This is a genomic window from Aquimarina rhodophyticola, assembly GCF_042434915.1.
Lineage (GTDB): Bacteria > Bacteroidota > Bacteroidia > Flavobacteriales > Flavobacteriaceae > Aquimarina.
In genome coordinates, this window is the sequence record NZ_CP170198.1 from 1 (window position 1) to 19747 (window position 19747).

The window sequence follows — 19747 nt, forward strand, 5'->3', positions numbered from 1 at the left end:
CCTCCCGTTTTATGTACTGGTTATAACTAGAGAATTTGGGCTATTTTCATTCGTTTCTATGAACTCGTTGGGGGACATGTCCCCCAACGAGCTGTGTGGTCTAAATTCGTTATAATCCTTTCTCCAAATATCGAATTTTTCCTGTGCATCTTCTAAAGAAAAGAACCAGTTAGCATTTAAACATTCATCTCTAAAAGAACCATTAAAACTTTCTATAAATGGATTATCTGTAGGTTTTCCTGGCCTTGAAAAGTCAAGTTCTACATTGTTCTCATATGCCCACTTATCTAATACTTTACTGATAAATTCGCTACCGTTATCAACCTTAATACGTTTAGGAAGTATCTCGTTACCAAAGGTAGTGATTTCCATAATTTGGACAACATCACTTCCTTTAAGGGATTTTCCAGCATGAATTGCTAGGCACTTGCGACTAAAATTATCCACTACAGTTAAGGCTCTGAAGCGATTGCCATTATACAGTTGGTCACAGACAAAATCCATACTCCAACATTCGTGTAAACTAGAAGCACTATCTTGATTTAGCTGTCTGTGTGAAGCAGAACGATTCCTCTTAGGCCTCTTGGACCTTAGGTTAAGACCTTCTTCGCAATAGACTCTGTAAACACGTTTGTGATTATCCATAAAACCTTCTCTTCTCAATAAAATATAGATACGCCAAAAGCCATATCGAACCCTAATGGCAGCTATTTCGTTCATGCGCATTCTCAATAATTCATCATTTCTTCCCTTACTCTTATAATAAAATACGCTCTTATGTATTAATATTAATTTGCAGCAACGCTGGATAGATATGTTGTATTCCATCCTTATATTATCGACCATCCCGCGCTTTCTGGAAGGTCTTAGAACTTTTTTTTGAGCACATCTTGTAAGATCTGTTTATCCAAACTTAAATCGGTAACAAGCTTCTTTAACTTCGAATTCTCCTCCTCTAAGTTCTTAAGTCTACGAAGCTCCGAGACTCCTAGACCTCCGTATTTTTTCTTCCAATTATAGAAGGTGGCTTCACTGATACCCATCTTACGGCACACTTCAGATAGACGTGTACCTGTTTCTACTTGTTTGATCGCAAATACAATTTGTGATTCTGAATATTTTGAACGTCTCATAAGCAAATAATCTGTTTTAAAGTTAAACATTTTTTTGCCCTTAAAACTCTAATTTTGAAGTGTCCAGTTTATTGGGAGGAGGTCAAAAAAGGGAAGCCTACATTTAATGGGAGGAGGTCAGTACTCAACGACCAGTTTAACGGGAGGAGCTCATATTGACAGGGTAGAAGTCACTGGTTCGAATCCAGTATGACCCACAAGAAGTATCTTAAAAAGTCCATTATTCTAATTACTTGCTGTAAGGTTTACATATTTGTAATATTGAGGAACGGTAAGTAAGTTTTTTAATTCAATTTCTTGATAGTATAGTAAACTTCTTAATTTACGAGCTTTGTCGTTGTACGAGAGCTCTGATTGGATTATTTTATCTGCTTCAATAGAATACTCCACAATTTTTTTTCTCAGTATGTTAGCGGTTGTGTTCGTTAAATTGAGTTCTTGCTGCAACAATGCAACTCTATCATTCGCCATTTGAAGAAGGAGGGTGTCCTGTGATTTATCTTTTTGAGCTTGAAGTTGAGTGTATCCAGAGGTATATGCTATAAGGCATATAGCAAGTAGTATTCCTTTCATAATAAATTTTTTGTGTGACGAAGTAAAAATATTTATTACTGAGAATATGCTTTGTTAATGTATGGTTAATAAATAGCTGTAAATCAGATATTTGTGTTAACACTTGGTTAATAAGATTTGGGTGAATTAACAGTTGTAAGAAGTGTATTTCTACAGTTCACACAAAAACGTATTTAAGCGACTTTTATAGATGTTACTCAGACTTCTTAATTAATTCTAAAATACGCTCTAATTGCATTCCACGTGATCCCTTTATAAGATTTCCTTTAGATAGGAAGGAGGTTGACCAATTGTCTTCCAACTCAGAAAAAGAGGTGTATTTAATGATGTTTGAATTTGTGATTTTGGTTTTATAAAAATGTTGACCTATTAAAATAATTTGATCTATGTCGGTGTTTATTAATATCTCGACAATCTTTTCGTGTTCTTTTGCGCTGTATGGTCCCAATTCAAACATATCCCCTAGGAATATTGTTTTAGATCGATAAGGTGAAATTTTAAAGTTTTCTATCGCTGCCGATATACTTGATGGATTTGCATTGTAAGCATCCATAATAACCGAATAGTTCTTTAAAATAACAATTTCAGAACGGTTGTTGTTTGGGGTATATGACTCAATAGCTTTTTTGATTTTTTGTGGAGGTATTTTAAAGTAATCTCCAATAGCAATCGCGGCAGCTATATTGGTAAAATTATAGGAGCCAATAAGGTTGCTTTGTATGGTTGAATTTTTATAAGATACCGCAACCATGGGGTTTGCTTGTACAAATTTAATAGTGGTGTCTGTGTTATTATTTTCAGAAAATTTAAAACTTTTGTTAGTAATAGCTGCACTCACGAGTTTTTCATCCTCTGCATTTAGAAAGACTAGTTCTTCCTCTTTTTGTAAATGTCGATACAACTCTGTTTTACCTTTTAGAACACCATCTAAGCTTCCAAAACCTTCGAGATGAGCTTTTCCAATATTTGTTATATATCCAAAGTTAGGTCGCGCTATATTGCATAAAAATTCTATTTCGTTTATATGATTTGCTCCCATTTCGACAACGCCAATTTCTGTAGATTTGGTCATTGATAGTAACGTCAATGGTACTCCTATATGGTTATTCAAATTACCTTGGGTGGCAACAGTGTTAAAGGTAGTCTTAAGAACTTCGTTTATAAGCTCTTTGGTTGTTGTCTTACCGTTACTTCCTGTTAATGCTATAATCTTAATATCCAAATAAACTCTATGGTAAGTTGCAAGTTTTTGAAGGGTGTCTAAGACATTATCAACATATATAATTTTTGAGTTGTTAACTATAGATTTATCGTCTACAATAGCATAAAGTGCTTCTTGATCTATCGCTTGCTGTGCGTAAAAATTTCCATCAAAATTATCACCTTTGAGAGCAAAAAAGAGTTGATTATTTTTTAGTTTCCGCGTGTCTGTACAAACTCCGGTGCTTTTAATAAATATTTTATGTAACTCTGCTATTGTCATTTAATAATGGTGTATTAAAAAACCCTGAATAAATGTTATTTATACAGGGCCGAATATGTTATGATGTTAGTTCTATTATTAATTAGGTTTACGATGTCTAGGAGTTTTCTTGTTTTTTGCTTTGGTTCCTACACGTGACATTGCGTTTCTAAATCCTATATAGTCTGTAGACATATCCTGCGGGAAGAATCTTCGCTGAGCTGGATCTAGCCAATAGGCTCTGTCTTTCCATGAGCCTCCTTTATACACTCTTACATTCTCACCTACAATCGTGGTTCGTTTGCTGGACTCATCATAGCTTCGGTCTAATTTAGTACTATCCTCTTCACTAGGACCTACTTTATGAATAGGAGCGTTATACATTCTTCTATTCGGGGTATTCTCATCTTGGTATCCTTCATAATATCTAGAAGAGCTTTTATCACCATCTCTAAAGTTTCTATTGTCACTTTGTGTGAAATTAGTTCTCAAATATGTTTCATTTTCATCAACAGGAGTTTGTAAGATTCCTCCTGGTAAAACTCTAGCAACAATTTTACCATTACTCAATGTATCAAAAATGATAGAGTCTGTAGTTACAATTTTAACCGTTCCATCAGGGTTAATAGCATTCTTAGTGTATACATTACCTCTGTAATAGTTAAAATCATTGTATTCGTCATCAACAATCGGGCGATAGATATCAGCCACCCATTCGGCAACGTTTCCAGCCATATCATATAAACCGTAGTCGTTTGGATCATATGATTTAACTGGCGCGGTTATATCTGCACCATCATCACTCCATCCAGCGATTCCACCGTAATCACCATCACCTTGTTTAAAATTAGCTAATTGATCTCCTCGAGTTCTTCTTTTACCAGAACGCGTGTACTTTCCGTTCCATGGATATTTTTTACGACCTCTATAGATGTTATAGCTTCTCAATTCTACTAATCCTAAAGCAGCATATTCCCACTCAGCTTCTGTAGGAAGTCTATATTTTGGTAATAGTAAACCATCTTTACGCTGGATATATAATCCTGTAGAGTCGTTACGTTGCTCATATTTTTCTGAGGCTCTACCTCCACGAATAGCTTCATCGTTTCCTCCATAGGTTTGAGAAGGAGCATTTAAATATGTTTCGGTATCAAAGGTGCTTTCTGCAGACACATCTTCAAATGGAGCATTTTCTCGTATAACGCCTTCTTCTTCCAAAATACGTTCGTTAACACGATTGGTTCTCCAGTTGCTAAATTCTACTGCTTGTATCCAATTTACACCCACTACTGGATAATTAGCATATGCAGGATGACGTAAATAGTTATTTGTCATCATTTCATTAAACCCAAGACGGTTTCTCCAAACCAATGTATCAGGTAATGCTCCGTTGTAAATATTTTTATACTTAGGTTCTGTCGGTGGATATACACCTTTTAACCAGTCAAGGTACTCTAAGTACATAATGTTAGTTACTTCGGTTTCATCCATATAAAAGGATTGAATATGCTGTTGAGTAGGAGTATTGTTCCAGTCATGCATGACATCATCTTGCACACGTCCCATGGTAAAAGTACCTCCCTCAACAAAAACAAGTCCAGGACCAGTCTCTTGCTCGTTATAGTTTGTGTTTACTTGGAACCCACCTTCTTTGGAATTGTATTTCCATCCAGTAGCCCGAGAACTGTCGCCGTAATTATTCTGATTACAGCTTAACAGTAAAGTGCTAATGGTGAGTAACATCAGCGACTTAAAAATAAACGCTTTTTTCATAATCTTAAGTTCGTTAAAGTAGAAATTAGGGATCGCAATATAATAAATACAGCTAAATTTACCCCAATTTTTTTAAATTATTATCATTTCAGAATAAATTATTATTTCTGTCTTGAATTCTCAATAACGGGTGATATTAAACTTTATTGTAAAATAATAGGTAAATAGCTGTAATTTCGACTGTTTTTGAAAACTATTCACTTTTAATATAAAAAGTAAAATTCTTTTTTGGTAGCATCAATTTTATTCTTTCAGCCATCAAAAATATGCAATTTTACCTTTTAAAAGGATCGATTAAGTGTTTATTAATTCCGTTCAAACGTCATTTTTAAATGTATGTACTACAATTATTCGATTCTTTTTTTATAAAAAATAAATTGACTTTATAAGATATTAGAAAAAAGGACGTTTAATGTATGGTATAAATCCTATTTTAAAAAGTTGTTCTTTTTTAGTAATGAAATAACTTTATATTTGTCTAAATTAAACTCAATTTATGAAAAAGAATATTATTCTCGTTTTGGGGCTTTTATTTGTTTTAGGGAATCAACTGCAGGCGCAAGATAACCGGGCTATAACTACCGCGGTTCCTTTTCTTTTAATAGCAGCAGATGCGAGAGCAGCAGGATTAGCGGATCAAGGTGTTGCTACTACTCCAGATGCATTTTCGCAACAATGGAACCCGGCAAAGTATGCTTTTATTCAAAAAAAGCAGGGAGTTGGAGTTAATTACACTCCGTACCTCAGTCAATTAGTTAATGATATAGGACTCGGTAATTTAACCTATTATAACCGAATTAATGAGCGTAGTGCGTTTGCCGCTAGTTTCAAATATTTTAGTTTAGGAGAAATAGAGTTTCGTGAAAATCCAAATGATTTAGGTTTGATAGAAAAACCTAATGAATTAACAATTGACGTTTCGTATGCCTTACGATTGAGTGAGCGTTTCTCTATGGCTGTAGCTGGTCGTTATTTAAGATCCGATTTGAAACTATCTAATGGAACCGAAGATATATCCGCTTCGGGTAGTTTTGGAGTCGATATCGCAGGTTTCTTTCAAAGTGAAGAAATCGCTTTTAATTCTTTTAATGGACGCTGGCGTGCAGGAGCGAATATTTCTAATATTGGACCAAAGATCAAGTATGATGAGGCTGGTCAAGAGAATTTTATACCTACTAACTTTAAATTTGGTGCTGGTTTTGATTTTCTTTTGGATGAGTCAAATCGAATTACACCGTCCTTCGAAATTAATAAATTGTTAGTACCTTCTCCACAGGATTTTAATGGAGATGGCGATATAAACGGTGAGGATAATCAAGAATATCAAGAAATCAATTCCTTTGGAGCAATTTTTTCATCCTGGGGTGATGCACCCGATGGTTTTAGTGAAGAGTTGAAAGAATTTACATGGTCCTTAGGGGCAGAATATATGTATCAAGATGTATTTGCTTTTAGAGCAGGTTATTTTAATGAAGCCGAAGAAAAAGGTGCTCGTAAGTTTGTTGCACTGGGAGCTGGTTTTAGATATACTATTGTAAATATTGATATATCGTATCTTTTCTCTACGTCCCCAGTAAAGAGTCCTTTGGAAGGAACGCTTAGGTTTGGTTTATCTTTTAATTTTGGAGATAATTATGCCGAAAACTAAAAGTATCATTTAAAATAATTTTAAAAGTATCAAGCGAACAGTTTGATACTTTTTTACTTTATAGTACATTGTCAAGCATTAATTTTTAAACGATTACATTGAAAGAGATAGCTATAAAATCTACATTACAAGTATATGATTCATTAGATGAAACGCCAGATGATATACAAAAGCTTATGGAAAAGGCGATCTTAATAAGGGATAAAGCTTATGCTCCCTACTCAGAGTTCTTGGTTGGAGCGGCACTTCTGTTAGGGAATAATGAAATAGTGCTAGGTAACAATCAAGAAAATGCTTCGTACCCTTCTGGCTTATGTGCGGAGCGTACAGCCATTTATTATGCGGGAGCCAATTACCCAGATGTGCCCGTTGTAAAAATGGTACTTTCTGCGCGATCTCTAAAACATCAATTGATTACCCCAACTCCTCCCTGTGGAGCGTGTCGTCAAGCAATAGCAGAGTATGAAGTAAAGCAGAAGCAGCCTATCGAAATTTATTTTATGGGAGAGACAGGTAAAGTAGTATGTTCAAATTCGTTGTCTAATTTGCTACCATTGATTTTTGATAAATCGTATCTATAAGCTACAAGTAGATATTTATTTGTAAACTCCTTTTCCCTTACAAGTGAATATATTATTTTTGCTTTTGGTGTCAATTATAACCATGAAATAATTATAAGAATTATTCGCTTTTTAAAAGGCATTGAGTATCTATAAATAAATAGAAATATTATTACATTCTAAATGGAAAAAATAACCAAAGAAGTTTACCTGAAGTGGTATGAAGATATGCTTTTCTGGAGAAAGTTTGAGGACAAACTGGCTCAAGTATATATCCAGCAAAAAGTAAGAGGGTTTTTACATTTGTATAACGGTCAGGAAGCGATTTTGGCAGGAGCGTTGCATGCGATGGATTTAACCAAAGATCGTATGATTACGGCGTACCGTAATCACGTACAGCCAATTGGTATGGGCGTGGATCCAAAGCGAGTAATGGCTGAACTATATGGTAAGGGTACAGGTACTTCTCAAGGTTTAGGTGGGTCGATGCATATTTTTTCTAAAGAACACAGATTTTATGGTGGACATGGTATCGTTGGGGGGCAAATCCCTCTTGGTGCAGGTTTAGCATTTGCTGATAAATATCATAAGAGAGATGCTGTAACACTTACTTTTATGGGTGACGGTGCTACACGTCAAGGTTCCTTGCATGAAACTTTTAATCTTGCAATGTTATGGAAACTTCCAGTGGTATTTTGTGTAGAGAATAATGGGTATGCTATGGGTACCTCTGTAGAGCGAACGGCTAATCACACAGATATCTGGAAACTTGGATTAGGGTATGAGATGCCTTGTGGCCCTGTAGATGCAATGAACCCAGTGAAGGTAGCAGAGGCTATGGACGAAGCTATTAATAGAGCTCGCACTGGAGGCGGACCAACGTTTTTAGAGTTAAAGACATATAGGTATAGAGGACACTCAATGAGTGATGCTCAAAAATATAGAACTAAGGATGAAGTGGCCGAATATCAAAAAATAGACCCAATTACTCAAGTTTTGGATATTATTAAAGAGCAAAAACACGCAACTGATGATGAAATTGCAGTTATAGACAAAAGGGTTAAAGACAGTGTTGCTGCATGTCAAAAGTTTGCTGAAGACTCACCATTTCCAGAAAAGAACGTTATGTATGACGTTGTTTACGATCAAAAAGATTATCCGTTTTTATCACACAAACCACAATAAGATATGGCTACAGTAATTAATATGCCGCGTTTGAGCGACACAATGGAAGAAGGGGTTGTCGCAAAGTGGCTTGTTAAAAAAGGAGATAAAGTAAGTGAAGGAGATATCCTTGCAGAAATAGAAACAGATAAAGCTACGATGGAGTTTGAGTCCTTTTATGAAGGCGTTTTACTGCATGTAGGTATAGAAGAAGGTGAAACAGCTCCTGTAGATCAACTTCTAGCTATTATAGGGGAAGAAGGTGAAGATATATCAGATCTCCTTAAAGAGGGTGCTTCCAAAAAAGATGACGAAGCAAATATTTCTGAAGAGCAAGCATCGCAAGAAAATACAGCCTCCAAAGCTTCTTCAACTGAAGTTCCTGAAGGAGTTGAAGTAATCACTATGCCAAGACTTAGTGACACTATGGAAGAAGGAACCGTAGCTACTTGGTTAAAAAAAGTAGGTGATAGCGTTGAAGAAGGAGATATCCTTGCAGAAATAGAAACTGACAAAGCTACGATGGAGTTCGAATCATTTTATAATGGTACGTTACTTCATATTGGAATAGGAGAAGGAGAAACAGCTCCGGTAGATGCATTATTAGCAATTATTGGTCCCAAAGGCACAGACATTTCAGGATTAAAAGATGGAAAAACTGAAGCTTCATCATCAGAACCTGAAAATAAAAGTAAATCGAACAGTACTACCGAAGATCAAAAGAAAACGGTACTACCTACAGACACACAAGAGGATAATAGTTCTGGAGAGCGTATTTTTGCTTCACCGTTAGCAAAAAAAATAGCTGCAGATAAAGGGATTAGTCTTTCTAAAATAAAAGGATCGGGAGATAAAGGGCGAATTGTAAAAAAAGATGTAGAGTCGTATACACCTTCGCAAGAAGCGAAGACAATGCCTCAAAAATCTGAAATTTCTACCCAAGCACAATCTCCTCAGGTATATACACCAGCAGGTGAAGAAGCTTTTGAAGAAGTTAAGAATTCTCAAATGCGCAAAGTGATTGCAAAGCGCTTGGCAGAATCTAAATTTTCGGCGCCTCATTATTATCTGACTATAGAGGTAAACATGGAGCAAGCAATGCTTTCTCGTCAAAATATAAATCAATTACCAGATACAAAGGTATCTTTTAACGATATGGTGGTTAAAGCATGTGCTATGGCATTACGTAAACATCCACAGGTAAATACACAATGGACAGATACTGTAATGAAATATGCCAAACATATTCATATCGGTGTCGCTGTTGCTGTTGATGAGGGGCTAGTGGTTCCTGTGCTCACATTTGCAGATCAAATGTCATTAACGCAGATAGGTGGAAAAGTAAAAGATTTGGCAGGAAAAGCTAGATCCAAAAAACTAACTCCGCAAGAAATGGAAGGAAGTACTTTTACAGTTTCAAATTTGGGGATGTTCGGAATTCAAGAATTTACATCGATTATAAATCAGCCTAATTCTGCTATTTTGTCTGTGGGAGCCATTGTAGAAAAACCAGTTGTCAAAGAAGGACAAATTGTTGTGGGTAATACGATGAAGGTTACACTTGCATGTGACCACAGAACAGTTGATGGTGCTACTGGTGCACAATTTCTTCAAACACTTAAACAATATTTGGAAAATCCAGTTACTATGCTGGCATAGATTATGTCCTATATAAGTATTAAATAAAATTTAAATTAATATAAATCCCACTTTGAATAAAGTGGGATTTTTTATCTTTTATACATGATGAAACCAAGAGTTAAAAATGAAAAAAATCGAGTATTGTCTAGTAACAAATATACACTGCGTGAATATTCTTTTGATTTTTTACCTGAATCTTCAGAGGCTTGGGAGCATCATGTGAGAGAAGTGTTTGATCGTGGGGATGCAGCGGCAGTTTTGCTCTTCAATAAACTAAATAGAACGGTTATTCTTACCAAGCAGTTTAGATATCCAGTTTATTTAGTGAATCAACAAAATTCTAGTATGGAGGTGTGTGCAGGGATGCTAGATGGAGATAGCCCTAGACAGTGTGCAATACGAGAAGCTCTTGAAGAGACGGGATATCAATTGTCAGATCTAGAATCATTAGGAGCTGTCTTTACATCACCCGGAGTTTCTACAGAAAAAATATATTTATTTCTTAGCGAATATAATGAGGCAATGAAAGTCACATCTGGAGGCGGTGTAAAAGAAGAACATGAACATATTAATGTAGTAGAATTATCCTTGGAACAAGCTATAGAAAAAGTTCAAAATGGGTCAATATGTGATGCTAAAACAATACTTTTACTTCAGGCAGCTCAAATTAAATATACGCTGTAGATTAATTATAGTTATTAGTAAATATGAAAATATTGTATAAAATCTTTGGATTATATTGTTTATTCTTTGGGTTGTCTATTGGATTTGCTCAAGAAAATAAATTAAAGTTAAAACGTGTTGATACTATTGAAATCAAAACAGCGTTGCAACAACATATCACCTATCTAGCGAGTGATTCCTTACAGGGGCGTGCTCTTGGTAGCAAGGGCTATGAGCTATCTGCGGCTTATGCTATAAAAGAATTTAAAAGTTATGGAGTAGTACCTTTTTTTACAACTTATGAAGACCCTTTTATTGCAAAAGGAATCGATACAAAAAATATAGTCGCTTTTATTAAAGGAAACGATTCTTTACTGTCACGGGAGTACATTGTTTTAGGCGCCCATTTGGATCATATTGGGATTCAAAAGCAAGCGGTTAAAACTATGGATAGTATTGCTAATGGGGCAAATGATAATGCTACAGGAGTAAGTGTAGTGTTATCTCTAGCTAAGCATTTCGCAAAAATTAAATCTACAAAGCGTAGTCTGATTTTTATACTATTTGGTGCAGAAGAGAGCGGGTTAATAGGATCAGCACATATTGCTAATCGTTTTAAAGAACTTGAAGTGCCAATTTATACAATGCTTAATTTTGAGATGGTTGGTGTACCAATGGTTGATAAAAGCTATAACGCGTATCTAACAGGTTTTGCTAAATCTAATATGGCAGATAAACTCAATAGTTATGCGCACAAGGATTGGATCGGTTTCTTGCCTAAAGCTGAAGAATATCAGCTTTTTAAGCGCAGTGATAACTATTCGTTTTACAAAGAATTAAAGATTCCTAGTCATACACTTTCTGCGTTTGATTTTTCTAATTATGATTATTATCATCATGTCGATGATGAGACTTCTCATATGAACATTGATTTTATGACTGCCTTAGTAGAATCGATAATTGTATGCGTTGAAAAAATGGCAAATACAGCCGATAAAGAAATTAGATTGAATTAAAATAAGCAATAAATTATATGAAAAATGTACTTATTACAGGAACCAGCCGAGGTATTGGATTTGAGTTAGCAAAGCTGTTTGCCTCTAGAGGTCATAATGTTTTGGCTTTGTCTAGAGATACAGAATCAGTTGAAGCCTTAAAAAGTGATAAAATTCAAACTTTTTCCTTTGATTTATTAAGTGAAAAATCTATAGATAGTGTTGTGAGTTTTGTGAATTCTCAATGGGAACAAATCGATATAATTATCCATAATGCAGGACTTTTGATAAACAAGCCATTTTCACAGCTTACAACAAGGGATTTTGAAAAAGTGTATCACGTTAACGTTTTTGGTGTAGCAGCGCTAACACGTGCAATGCTTCCTTTCTTACGCAAAAGAAGTCATGTGATAGCCATAAGTAGTATGGGCGGAATTCAAGGTAGTTTAAAGTTTCCTGGCTTGGCAGCTTACAGTTCTAGTAAAGGTGCGGTACTAACTTTGATCGAGCTACTGGCTGAAGAGTATAAAGAGACTGGGATCGCATTTAACGCCTTGGCTTTGGGAGCAGTACAAACAGAGATGCTCGAAGAAGCTTTTCCAGGATACAAAGCACCACTTACTGCATTAGAAATGGCACAATACATCAGCGATTTTGCTGAAACAGGCCATAAATTTTATAATGGTAAAATTTTGCAAGTTTCAAGTAGCACACCGTAATAATTGAATGATTACATGAATTTAAAATAAGATTATTCTATACTTTCTAGGCTATTTTGTATTTTGTACGTGTGAAAGAAATTTTAACTAAATATATACCAGAACGTGCTGTAGATCCTGCATTTGACTTGATAGTTCAACATCAGGTGTATCTCAAAATCGTTAATGAACGCGTAACACGTCATGGAGATTATCGCAGATTAGCTGATGGGGGTCATCGCATAACTGTGAACGCTTCGCTCAATAAATATCGATTCCTGATTACATTAATTCATGAGATAGCACATCTCATTGCTTTTGAAAACTACGGAAATAGAATAAAACCGCATGGATTAGAATGGAAACGGACGTTTCAGCGCTTAATGCTTCCTTTTATTAACCCTCAGATATTTCCTTCTTCACTATTGCCTGCAATTGCAACTCATTTCAAAAACCCAAAAGCTAGCAGTGACACCGATGCTCATTTATCCCTTCTACTCAAACAGTTTGATCCGGTAAATGATAAAAACTATATCTTTGAACTTCCACAGGGAAGCACGTTTAGATTATACAACGGTAAATTATTTCGCAAAGGGAATAAAAAAATTAAAAGATATGAATGTGTTGAGATTAATACAGGAAGAATTTACCTTTTTAATCCTAATGCCGAAGTTGAAATAGTACATTAGCTTACTATTTTAAATTATATTATAAGTAAAGTTATTTGTTTATTAAATCGCTATAGATATAAATTATGAAAAAGAATTATTATGCTATTTTAATGGCAGGAGGAGTGGGATCAAGGTTTTGGCCTGTTAGTACTACCAAATTTCCTAAGCAGTTTCATGATATGTTAGGAACTGGCGAATCTTTAATTCAACATACCTTTAAAAGATTGGCAAAAAGTATTCCCGAAGAAAATATTTTTATTTTAACGAATGCATGCTATAGTGATTTAGTGCAGGAACATCTACCTCAAATAAGAAAAGACCAAATAATCGGGGAGCCAGCAATGCGCAATACAGCACCTTGTATTTTGTATGCCTCTTTAAAAATTCAAAAGATGGATCCCAATGCTGTTATGATCGTTGCCCCAAGTGATCACTGGATAGAGGACGAAAAAGCTTTTGCCAATGATGTGCAACAAAGTTTTGAGACATGTGAGCAAAACGACAGACTGATTACCTTGGGTATTAAACCAACCTTCCCTAATACGGGATATGGCTATATTGAACACAATGAGAGCGAAAATGCTATTAAAAAAGTTTCAAAGTTTACTGAAAAGCCAACCTACGAAAAAGCAAAGCAATTTTTAGCACAAGGTAATTATTTGTGGAATGCAGGTATTTTCATTTGGAGTGTCTCGAGTATACTTACAGCTTTTGAGAATTATCAAAAAGAAATGATGGATTTATTTGTAAGCGGTCTTCAAGATTTTAACACTAAAAAAGAAGAAGCTTTTATTATAAATAACTATCCCCTGGCAGAAAATATATCAATTGATTATGCTATCTTAGAGCAAGCTGATAATGTATATGTTGTGCCAGCTACCTTTGACTGGAACGACTTGGGTACCTGGGGCTCGCTGTATAACGAACTAGATAAAACTGAAGCAAAAAATGCGGTAGTCAATGCTAAACTATTGGCGCAAGATGCTTCTGGTAATATGATTAGAACATCAGATAAAAAGGTGGTCGTAGTTGATGGATTGGATGATTATATAATTATTGATAATGAAGAAGTTCTTTTAATCTATCCAAAGAAAAAAGAACAACAGATTAAAGAAGTTTTGGCATCAGTAAAAGCAAAGTTTGGAGAACATTACGGATAAGTAAAGTATGCAAGATAATTCGAACCCACATACATCTTCTGAAGCAGATGAGGTAAGAGAAACTATAAAAAAAGAGGCTAAAGGTCTTTTTGAAAGTGTTAGCGCTTTTTTAAGCGATTTATTAGATATTAGATCTGATACAGACCGAGACCAAACAGTAGCAGATGTCAAAAATGACATACCTTTTAAAGGGCATACAGCATGGATTCTTGTTTTCTCTATCTTTGTAGCTTCGATTGGGCTTAATGTTAGTTCTACAGCGGTCGTGATTGGAGCGATGCTTATATCACCTTTAATGGGTCCGATAGTAGGTGTAGGTTTATCTATAGCAATCAATGATATTGATACCCTACGTAGATCCTTAATCAACTTAGGTGTGATGGTTGGGTTAAGTGTCTTAACAGCAACGATATATTTCTCTCTTTCACCTTTAACAGAGTTAACTCCAGAATTAGAAGCGAGAACAGCTCCAACAATTCTAGATGTTTTTGTAGCAATCTTTGGTGGCCTAGCATTAATAATGGCAAAATCTAAAAAAGGAACTATGCCAAATGCCATTGCAGGAGTAGCAATCGCAACGGCTCTTATGCCACCACTTTGTACGGTTGGTTATGGTATTGCCGAGTGGAATTTCATATACGCAGGTGGAGCTTTATATCTTTTTACGATCAATGCTATTTTTATTGCATTATCTACATTTATAACAGCCAAGTTATTACGTTTTCCTATGATTAGATATGCCAATTCTGCAAAGCGTAAGCGTACAGCTCAATTGGCGTCATTTATAGCTTTAATGGCTATGATTCCAGCTATCTTTACTTTTGTTAAAGTTTTGGGAGAAAGTAATAGTGAGCGGGATTATCGTAATTTTTTGGAAACTGAAATAGCAGGGAATGAAAATTTATACCTTCGTAAAGATTTTTATAACTATAATGAAGAAACCATCAAGTTGTATTTTGATGGTGAAATAGCAGAGGCCGTAGTAAGTGACCTAAGAAATGAAATAAAAAAGTATGACCATATTAAGGATTTTGAACTAACTATAAACGGTAATAAGTCTAGAGGATTAGAACAAGTCTCAAAAGCTTACGACCGGTCAATTGTAGAACTAGGTAGACTCGAAAGTGCTAATGATCGTCTAACGGCACAAAATGAGGATCTTAAAAATCAAATTGCCGCTCTAGAATTGCAACTACAAGAAGCAAATAAAGTAACACCAGTCAAGGTACTACCATATAATAGCATAGCAAAAGATGCAAAAATTAGATTTCCTGATTTATCGAGGTTAGGGTATGGACTGATACTTCAATCAAATTTTTTAAAAGTAGATACAGTTCCTGTGCTATTTCCTAAATGGAAAACACAATTATCTGATAGTCTTCAGGATGTTCGACAAACTGATTTACGTATGTGGATAACTCGTAAAATAGGGGTCGATACGTTACTTATAAACTAAGGAGAACTAAATAAGTAAAGTTTTTATACTTAAAACCCTTGTAATTGTGCTTTTCTAACTTTCTTGAATAAATTCGAAGAATATACAAAATTGGTTACAGCTTCATTTTCAGTTTTAAAAATTTGCGTTTTATCACCTTCCCATTCTAAGAAACCTTTTTTAAGAAAAATAATTTTTTCACCGATTTCCATCACAGAGTTCATGTCATGAGTGTTGATTACGGTGGTAATATCATTTTCGACAGTAATTTCTTGAATTAAATTATCGATAACCATAGCGGTATTAGGATCTAGCCCAGAATTAGGTTCATCACAAAACAAATATTTTGGTCGAGTTACAATAGCACGAGCAATCGCTACTCGTTTTTGCATACCACCACTTATCTCTGAAGGAAGTTTTTTATTGGCATTCTCAAGATTAACTCGATCAATTACTTCGTTAGCACGATCAAGCATTTCTGTTTTTTTTTGCTTGGTGAACATTTGGAGCGGAAACATAATATTTTCTTCTACTGTCATAGAATCAAACAATGCGCTTCCCTGAAAAACCATACCCATTTGTTGACGCAGACGTCTCTTTTCTTCATCATCCAACTCAGAATAATTTTCTCCATCATAGGAGATCGTTCCTTTTTCGGGTGTAAAAAGCCCTAGAAGACATTTTAAAAATACAGTCTTACCACTACCACTGGTACCGATAATAAGATTCGTTTTTCCGCGATGAAAGGTGGTTGTGATTCCTTTTAGTATTTCTTCGCCATTAAAAGCTTTATGAATATCATTTACTTCAATCATGCGCTTAGTAGTAATTGAGTTAGTATGTAGTTTGAAATTACAATAACCACCGTTGTCCAAACAAAAGCAGCTGTACTCGCTTTTCCTACCTCAAGTGCACCACCTTTCATATAATATCCATGAAACGAAGGTATAGTAGCTAGTAGAAAGGCAAATAAAAATGTTTTTATAAAGGCATACACCAGATGAAAAGGAACAAACTCATCTTGTAATCCAGTAATAAACTCACTACTCGAAACAAAACCTCCATAAACACCAGCTATATAGCCTCCAAAAATTCCCACAAACATAGCAATTGCTATAACAAAGGGATACATTAACATGGCAATTATCTTAGGGAATACAAGGTAATTCAACGAATTAATACCCATTACTTCTAACGCGTCAATTTGCTCAGTTACGCGCATTGTACCAATACTTGATGTTATAAATGACCCGACTTTACCTGCCATAATAACCGAAATAAATGTTGGTGCAAATTCTAGAATAACCGACTGTCGAGAAGCAAAAGCAATTAGTTGTTTAGGTATCAAGGGATTGGTAAGGTTTAAAGCTGTTTGTATAGCAACTACAGCACCAATAAAAAATGCAAGAAATACTGTAATTCCGATAGACCCAATAATTAAGTCATCAATCTCTTTAAATATTAGCGTACGCAATACAGAACCTTTAGTCATACGACTAAAAATTCCTTTTATCATCAAAAAATAGCGTCCAATATCGTCTAAATAAAACATGAAATTCGGATTAGAATGGCTAAAATAGAAAAAAAATATCCGACAGCATTTAACCTTATACTAAAGTTTAGTTTTATATAAATGCTACTTTTGCAATTCATAATACAAATAAAACTCATGTTACGAATAGTATTTTTTGTGGTTACCATTTTTTCGGTCGGTACAGTATACACACAGACTAAGCAAAGTAAAGAAGATCGTCCTAAATTAGTTGTTGGAATTGTAGTTGATCAAATGCGATATGATTATTTGACACGGTTTCGAGAAACCTTTGGAGCTGGAGGGTTTAACCGGCTTATCAATGATGGTTTTCAATATAAAAACGCTCATTTTAACTATATACCAACTTATACAGGTCCTGGTCATGCTTCTGTTTACACAGGAACAACCCCATTTAATCATGGGATAATAGCAAATAATTGGTATGATAAAAAATCCAAAACTACAGTTTACTGTGTTGAGGATACACTAGTAAAGGCTGTAGGCTCTACCAGTACATACGAACAAATGTCTCCGCGACGATTAAAAACTACTAGCTTTACCGATCAAAATCGAATGCATACGCAAATGCGTGGCAAAACAATAGGGATATCTCTAAAAGATCGCGGAGCCATCTTACCAGCAGGGCATACAGCTAATGCAGCCTATTGGTTTAGAGGTCGTGACGAAGGGCAATGGATTACAAGCTCATATTATATGGACGCATTGCCAAAATGGGTGCAAGAGTTTAATGCATCAAAATCTATAAAATCGTATCTAAAAACATGGAATACATTAAAAAATATTGATCAGTATAGCGCTAGTGGTGAAGATGATACTGCTTTTGAAGCTGGTTTCAAAGGAAAAGAGAAACCAATATTTCCTTATGAATTAGCTGATTTGGCTGAGTCTAATGGTGGTTTTGATATTTTAAAGGCTACACCCTACGGCAACAGTCTAACTACTGATTTTGCAATTGCTGCATTAAAAGGAGAAGGATTAGGCTTAGATAATGATACAGATGTGTTAACAATAAGTTTTTCAAGTACAGACTATATAGGTCATAATTTTGGTGTTAATTCCAAAGAAGTTCAAGACGCATATTTGCGGTTAGATAAGGATTTAGAGCGTTTGCTCGCAGTATTAGACAAACAGGTTGGGGTCAATAACTATACTATATTCTTAACTGCAGACCATGGAGCTGTAAATGTTCCAGCTTACTTAACTTCACTTAAAATTCCAGCAGGCTATTTTGATATAAAAGAATTTTCAAAAACGATGAATAACGAACTTTACGAAAGATTTCAAGTTAAAAATTTAATTGAGAATGTTTCTAACGGACAACTGTTTTTTGACTATAGTTCAATGAAAGCTAATGAGATAAACCACTCTGTGTTACAATCATTTACCGCTCAACGAGTGCTTGAGTATGATCAGGTTGATAAAGTATATACGCGAGAACAAATGTTAGGAGGTACGTACGAGTTTGGTGTAGCAGGTTTATTGCAAAAGGGATTTCATCAAAAAAGAAGTGGAGATGTGTTATTTGTTTTAAATCCAGCGACTATAGTATACTCAAAAAAAGGATCAACCCACGGTAGTGGTTCAAGTTATGATACACATGCACCATTATTATTTTTTGGAAAAGGAATACAAAAGGGAACTAGTGTTAAAAAAGTATACATCACAGATGTTGCTCCCACTATTTCAACTTTACTGGGCATTGAGTTTCCTAATGGAACAACGGGTAAAGTATTACATGAGGTTTTAAAATAATTTATTCAGGATCTTTTTCCATCGTAACTTTCTTATAAAATCACCTTGATCCGGGGTAACTAGGTACGGTGTTTTGCTAATAACTGCGTTAAAATATCCTTTGATATAATCTCGAAATAGTTTAGGTTGTTTTTTTAACAAACTCAGTTTAGCTGAAGCGATTAGCGTTAGAAAAAATCCGTATCGCATTTGATAAAATGCTTGACCTTGCTTGTATTTTGCAAGTTTGTGATAGATGGAGCCTGTAGGCTTTAAATGTTTTACAATTAGTGAATCATCAGTTTTAATTAACCAACCGTAGTATTGTGCTAATAGTTCATCGATAGTATCCCAACCCATTGCAGGTACCAGTCCTTTGATATCGTCAAAACATTCTTTGCGATATGCTTTTAAAGCCCCACGAATATGATCTTTATTGGTTAGATTTTCTAGTTGCCATAGTGTATCTTTTAAAACATAGCAAAAACCTCCCACCATACCAATCTTAGGATTAGCATCAAAATGCGACACCATAGTTTCTAGATAATTTTGAGGGAATATTAAATCTGCATCAAATTTACAAAGAATATCGTAGTCATTATCTAGAGTTTTGAGACCAGTATTAAAAGCATTGATAACCTTACTTCCTGGAAGGTGTTGTGATTCTGAAATAATTTTAACTAAAGACACAAAAGAATAGCTGTCGCAGTATGTTTGTATAATATCACGAGTTTTATCAGTACTATTATCATCAACAACTACGATTTTGGAAGGTTTAATAGATTGCGCAACTAACGAGTCTAGAGTCTTTTTAATAAAGACTTCTTCATTATGGGCGGGTATGATTATGTATATTTTTAACATGATAATCGTTATAGCGATCTT

General features: G+C 35.0%; 18 protein-coding genes. 11 read left to right on the forward strand and 7 right to left on the reverse strand.

Annotated features, from left to right (window positions below):
- Nucleotides 1-9 precede the first annotated feature (9 nt).
- From ACE939_RS00005 to gldJ, 4 genes are all read right to left on the reverse strand, one after another.
- Nucleotides 10-1133, reverse strand: a protein-coding gene (locus ACE939_RS00005; RefSeq protein WP_378186700.1) for an IS3 family transposase whose coding sequence is annotated in 2 segments (ribosomal slippage) — nt 10-872 and nt 872-1133 — 1125 coding nt in all. Because the reading frame shifts where the segments join, the coding sequence is not laid out codon by codon here.
- 225 nt (nt 1134-1358) lie between these two features.
- A complete protein-coding gene (locus ACE939_RS00010) occupies nt 1359-1706 on the reverse strand; it encodes a hypothetical protein (protein ID WP_378186701.1) in 348 nt (115 codons plus the stop codon).
- 193 nt (nt 1707-1899) lie between these two features.
- The gene (gene murF, locus ACE939_RS00015; protein WP_378186702.1) at nt 1900-3189 is read right to left on the reverse strand and encodes a UDP-N-acetylmuramoyl-tripeptide--D-alanyl-D-alanine ligase; all 1290 of its coding nucleotides are present in this window, start codon (nt 3187-3189) and stop codon (nt 1900-1902) included.
- 78 nt (nt 3190-3267) lie between these two features.
- Nucleotides 3268-4941 carry a gliding motility lipoprotein GldJ gene (gldJ, locus tag ACE939_RS00020; protein ID WP_378186704.1) on the reverse strand — a complete coding sequence of 558 codons (1674 nt, stop codon included), beginning with the start codon at nt 4939-4941 and terminating at the stop codon, nt 3268-3270.
- A gap of 496 nt (nt 4942-5437) precedes the next feature.
- On the opposite strand from gldJ, the gene porV reads away from it, so the two are divergent.
- From porV to ACE939_RS00070, 10 genes are all read left to right on the forward strand, one after another.
- Nucleotides 5438-6589 carry a type IX secretion system outer membrane channel protein PorV gene (porV, locus tag ACE939_RS00025; RefSeq protein WP_378186705.1) on the forward strand — a complete coding sequence of 384 codons (1152 nt, stop codon included), beginning with the start codon at nt 5438-5440 and terminating at the stop codon, nt 6587-6589.
- A gap of 98 nt (nt 6590-6687) precedes the next feature.
- The gene (locus tag ACE939_RS00030) at nt 6688-7170 is read left to right on the forward strand and encodes a cytidine deaminase (protein ID WP_378186708.1); all 483 of its coding nucleotides are present in this window, start codon (nt 6688-6690) and stop codon (nt 7168-7170) included.
- A 162-nt stretch (nt 7171-7332) separates the two neighbouring features.
- Complete coding sequence (gene pdhA / locus ACE939_RS00035; protein ID WP_378186710.1) at nt 7333-8334, forward strand: pyruvate dehydrogenase (acetyl-transferring) E1 component subunit alpha; 1002 nt, start codon at nt 7333-7335, stop codon at nt 8332-8334.
- Nucleotides 8335-8337: 3 nt separating this feature from the next.
- Nucleotides 8338-9972, forward strand: coding sequence for a pyruvate dehydrogenase complex dihydrolipoamide acetyltransferase (locus ACE939_RS00040; protein WP_378186712.1), 1635 nt, complete (start codon nt 8338-8340; stop codon nt 9970-9972).
- 84 nt (nt 9973-10056) lie between these two features.
- Entirely contained in the window at nt 10057-10638 is a 582-nt protein-coding gene (locus tag ACE939_RS00045; protein WP_378186714.1) for an NUDIX domain-containing protein, read from the forward strand.
- A 23-nt stretch (nt 10639-10661) separates the two neighbouring features.
- Nucleotides 10662-11633 carry a M28 family metallopeptidase gene (locus ACE939_RS00050; RefSeq protein ID WP_378186716.1) on the forward strand — a complete coding sequence of 324 codons (972 nt, stop codon included), beginning with the start codon at nt 10662-10664 and terminating at the stop codon, nt 11631-11633.
- A 17-nt stretch (nt 11634-11650) separates the two neighbouring features.
- Nucleotides 11651-12331: an SDR family NAD(P)-dependent oxidoreductase gene (locus tag ACE939_RS00055; RefSeq protein WP_378186717.1), complete on the forward strand. Its 681-nt coding sequence runs from the start codon at nt 11651-11653 to the stop codon at nt 12329-12331.
- Between the two features lie 71 nt (nt 12332-12402).
- A complete protein-coding gene (locus ACE939_RS00060; RefSeq protein ID WP_378186719.1) occupies nt 12403-12999 on the forward strand; it encodes a SprT-like domain-containing protein in 597 nt (198 codons plus the stop codon).
- A gap of 65 nt (nt 13000-13064) precedes the next feature.
- Nucleotides 13065-14141, forward strand: coding sequence for a mannose-1-phosphate guanylyltransferase (locus tag ACE939_RS00065; RefSeq protein WP_378186720.1), 1077 nt, complete (start codon nt 13065-13067; stop codon nt 14139-14141).
- Between the two features lie 7 nt (nt 14142-14148).
- Complete coding sequence (locus tag ACE939_RS00070; protein ID WP_378186721.1) at nt 14149-15597, forward strand: DUF389 domain-containing protein; 1449 nt, start codon at nt 14149-14151, stop codon at nt 15595-15597.
- Between the two features lie 29 nt (nt 15598-15626).
- Here the strand turns inward: ACE939_RS00070 and ACE939_RS00075 are convergent, their stop codons facing one another.
- A complete protein-coding gene (locus ACE939_RS00075) occupies nt 15627-16391 on the reverse strand; it encodes an ABC transporter ATP-binding protein (RefSeq protein ID WP_378186722.1) in 765 nt (254 codons plus the stop codon).
- Nucleotides 16388-17128 carry an MlaE family ABC transporter permease gene (locus ACE939_RS00080; RefSeq protein WP_378186724.1) on the reverse strand — a complete coding sequence of 247 codons (741 nt, stop codon included), beginning with the start codon at nt 17126-17128 and terminating at the stop codon, nt 16388-16390. Before ACE939_RS00080 ends, ACE939_RS00075 begins: the two co-directional genes overlap by 4 nt.
- Nucleotides 17129-17245: 117 nt before the next feature.
- Between ACE939_RS00080 and pafA the strand changes: the two genes are divergently transcribed.
- Nucleotides 17246-18883, forward strand: a complete 1638-nt coding sequence (pafA, locus tag ACE939_RS00085) for an alkaline phosphatase PafA (RefSeq protein ID WP_378186726.1) — start codon at nt 17246-17248, stop codon at nt 18881-18883.
- On the opposite strand, the gene ACE939_RS00090 is transcribed toward pafA, so the two are convergent.
- The gene (locus ACE939_RS00090; RefSeq protein ID WP_378186728.1) at nt 18875-19726 is read right to left on the reverse strand and encodes a glycosyltransferase; all 852 of its coding nucleotides are present in this window, start codon (nt 19724-19726) and stop codon (nt 18875-18877) included. The genes pafA and ACE939_RS00090 overlap by 9 nt on opposite strands.
- Nucleotides 19727-19747 lie beyond the last annotated feature (21 nt).

What these genes read in the sequence shown, in the direction of transcription:
- ACE939_RS00010 (WP_378186701.1), bottom strand. Translation starts at nt 1,706, where the DNA reads ATGAAAGGAATACTACTTGCTATATGCCTTATAGCATATACCTCTGGA.
- murF (WP_378186702.1), bottom strand. Translation starts at nt 3,189, where the DNA reads ATGACAATAGCAGAGTTACATAAAATATTTATTAAAAGCACCGGAGTT.
- gldJ (WP_378186704.1), bottom strand. Translation starts at nt 4,941, where the DNA reads ATGAAAAAAGCGTTTATTTTTAAGTCGCTGATGTTACTCACCATTAGC.
- porV (WP_378186705.1), top strand. Translation starts at nt 5,438, where the DNA reads ATGAAAAAGAATATTATTCTCGTTTTGGGGCTTTTATTTGTTTTAGGG.
- pdhA (WP_378186710.1), top strand. Translation starts at nt 7,333, where the DNA reads ATGGAAAAAATAACCAAAGAAGTTTACCTGAAGTGGTATGAAGATATG.
- ACE939_RS00040 (WP_378186712.1), top strand. Translation starts at nt 8,338, where the DNA reads ATGGCTACAGTAATTAATATGCCGCGTTTGAGCGACACAATGGAAGAA.
- ACE939_RS00045 (WP_378186714.1), top strand. Translation starts at nt 10,057, where the DNA reads ATGATGAAACCAAGAGTTAAAAATGAAAAAAATCGAGTATTGTCTAGT.
- ACE939_RS00050 (WP_378186716.1), top strand. Translation starts at nt 10,662, where the DNA reads ATGAAAATATTGTATAAAATCTTTGGATTATATTGTTTATTCTTTGGG.
- ACE939_RS00055 (WP_378186717.1), top strand. Translation starts at nt 11,651, where the DNA reads ATGAAAAATGTACTTATTACAGGAACCAGCCGAGGTATTGGATTTGAG.
- ACE939_RS00065 (WP_378186720.1), top strand. Translation starts at nt 13,065, where the DNA reads ATGAAAAAGAATTATTATGCTATTTTAATGGCAGGAGGAGTGGGATCA.
- ACE939_RS00070 (WP_378186721.1), top strand. Translation starts at nt 14,149, where the DNA reads ATGCAAGATAATTCGAACCCACATACATCTTCTGAAGCAGATGAGGTA.
- ACE939_RS00075 (WP_378186722.1), bottom strand. Translation starts at nt 16,391, where the DNA reads ATGATTGAAGTAAATGATATTCATAAAGCTTTTAATGGCGAAGAAATA.
- ACE939_RS00080 (WP_378186724.1), bottom strand. Translation starts at nt 17,128, where the DNA reads ATGTTTTATTTAGACGATATTGGACGCTATTTTTTGATGATAAAAGGA.
- pafA (WP_378186726.1), top strand. Translation starts at nt 17,246, where the DNA reads ATGTTACGAATAGTATTTTTTGTGGTTACCATTTTTTCGGTCGGTACA.
- ACE939_RS00090 (WP_378186728.1), bottom strand. Translation starts at nt 19,726, where the DNA reads ATGTTAAAAATATACATAATCATACCCGCCCATAATGAAGAAGTCTTT.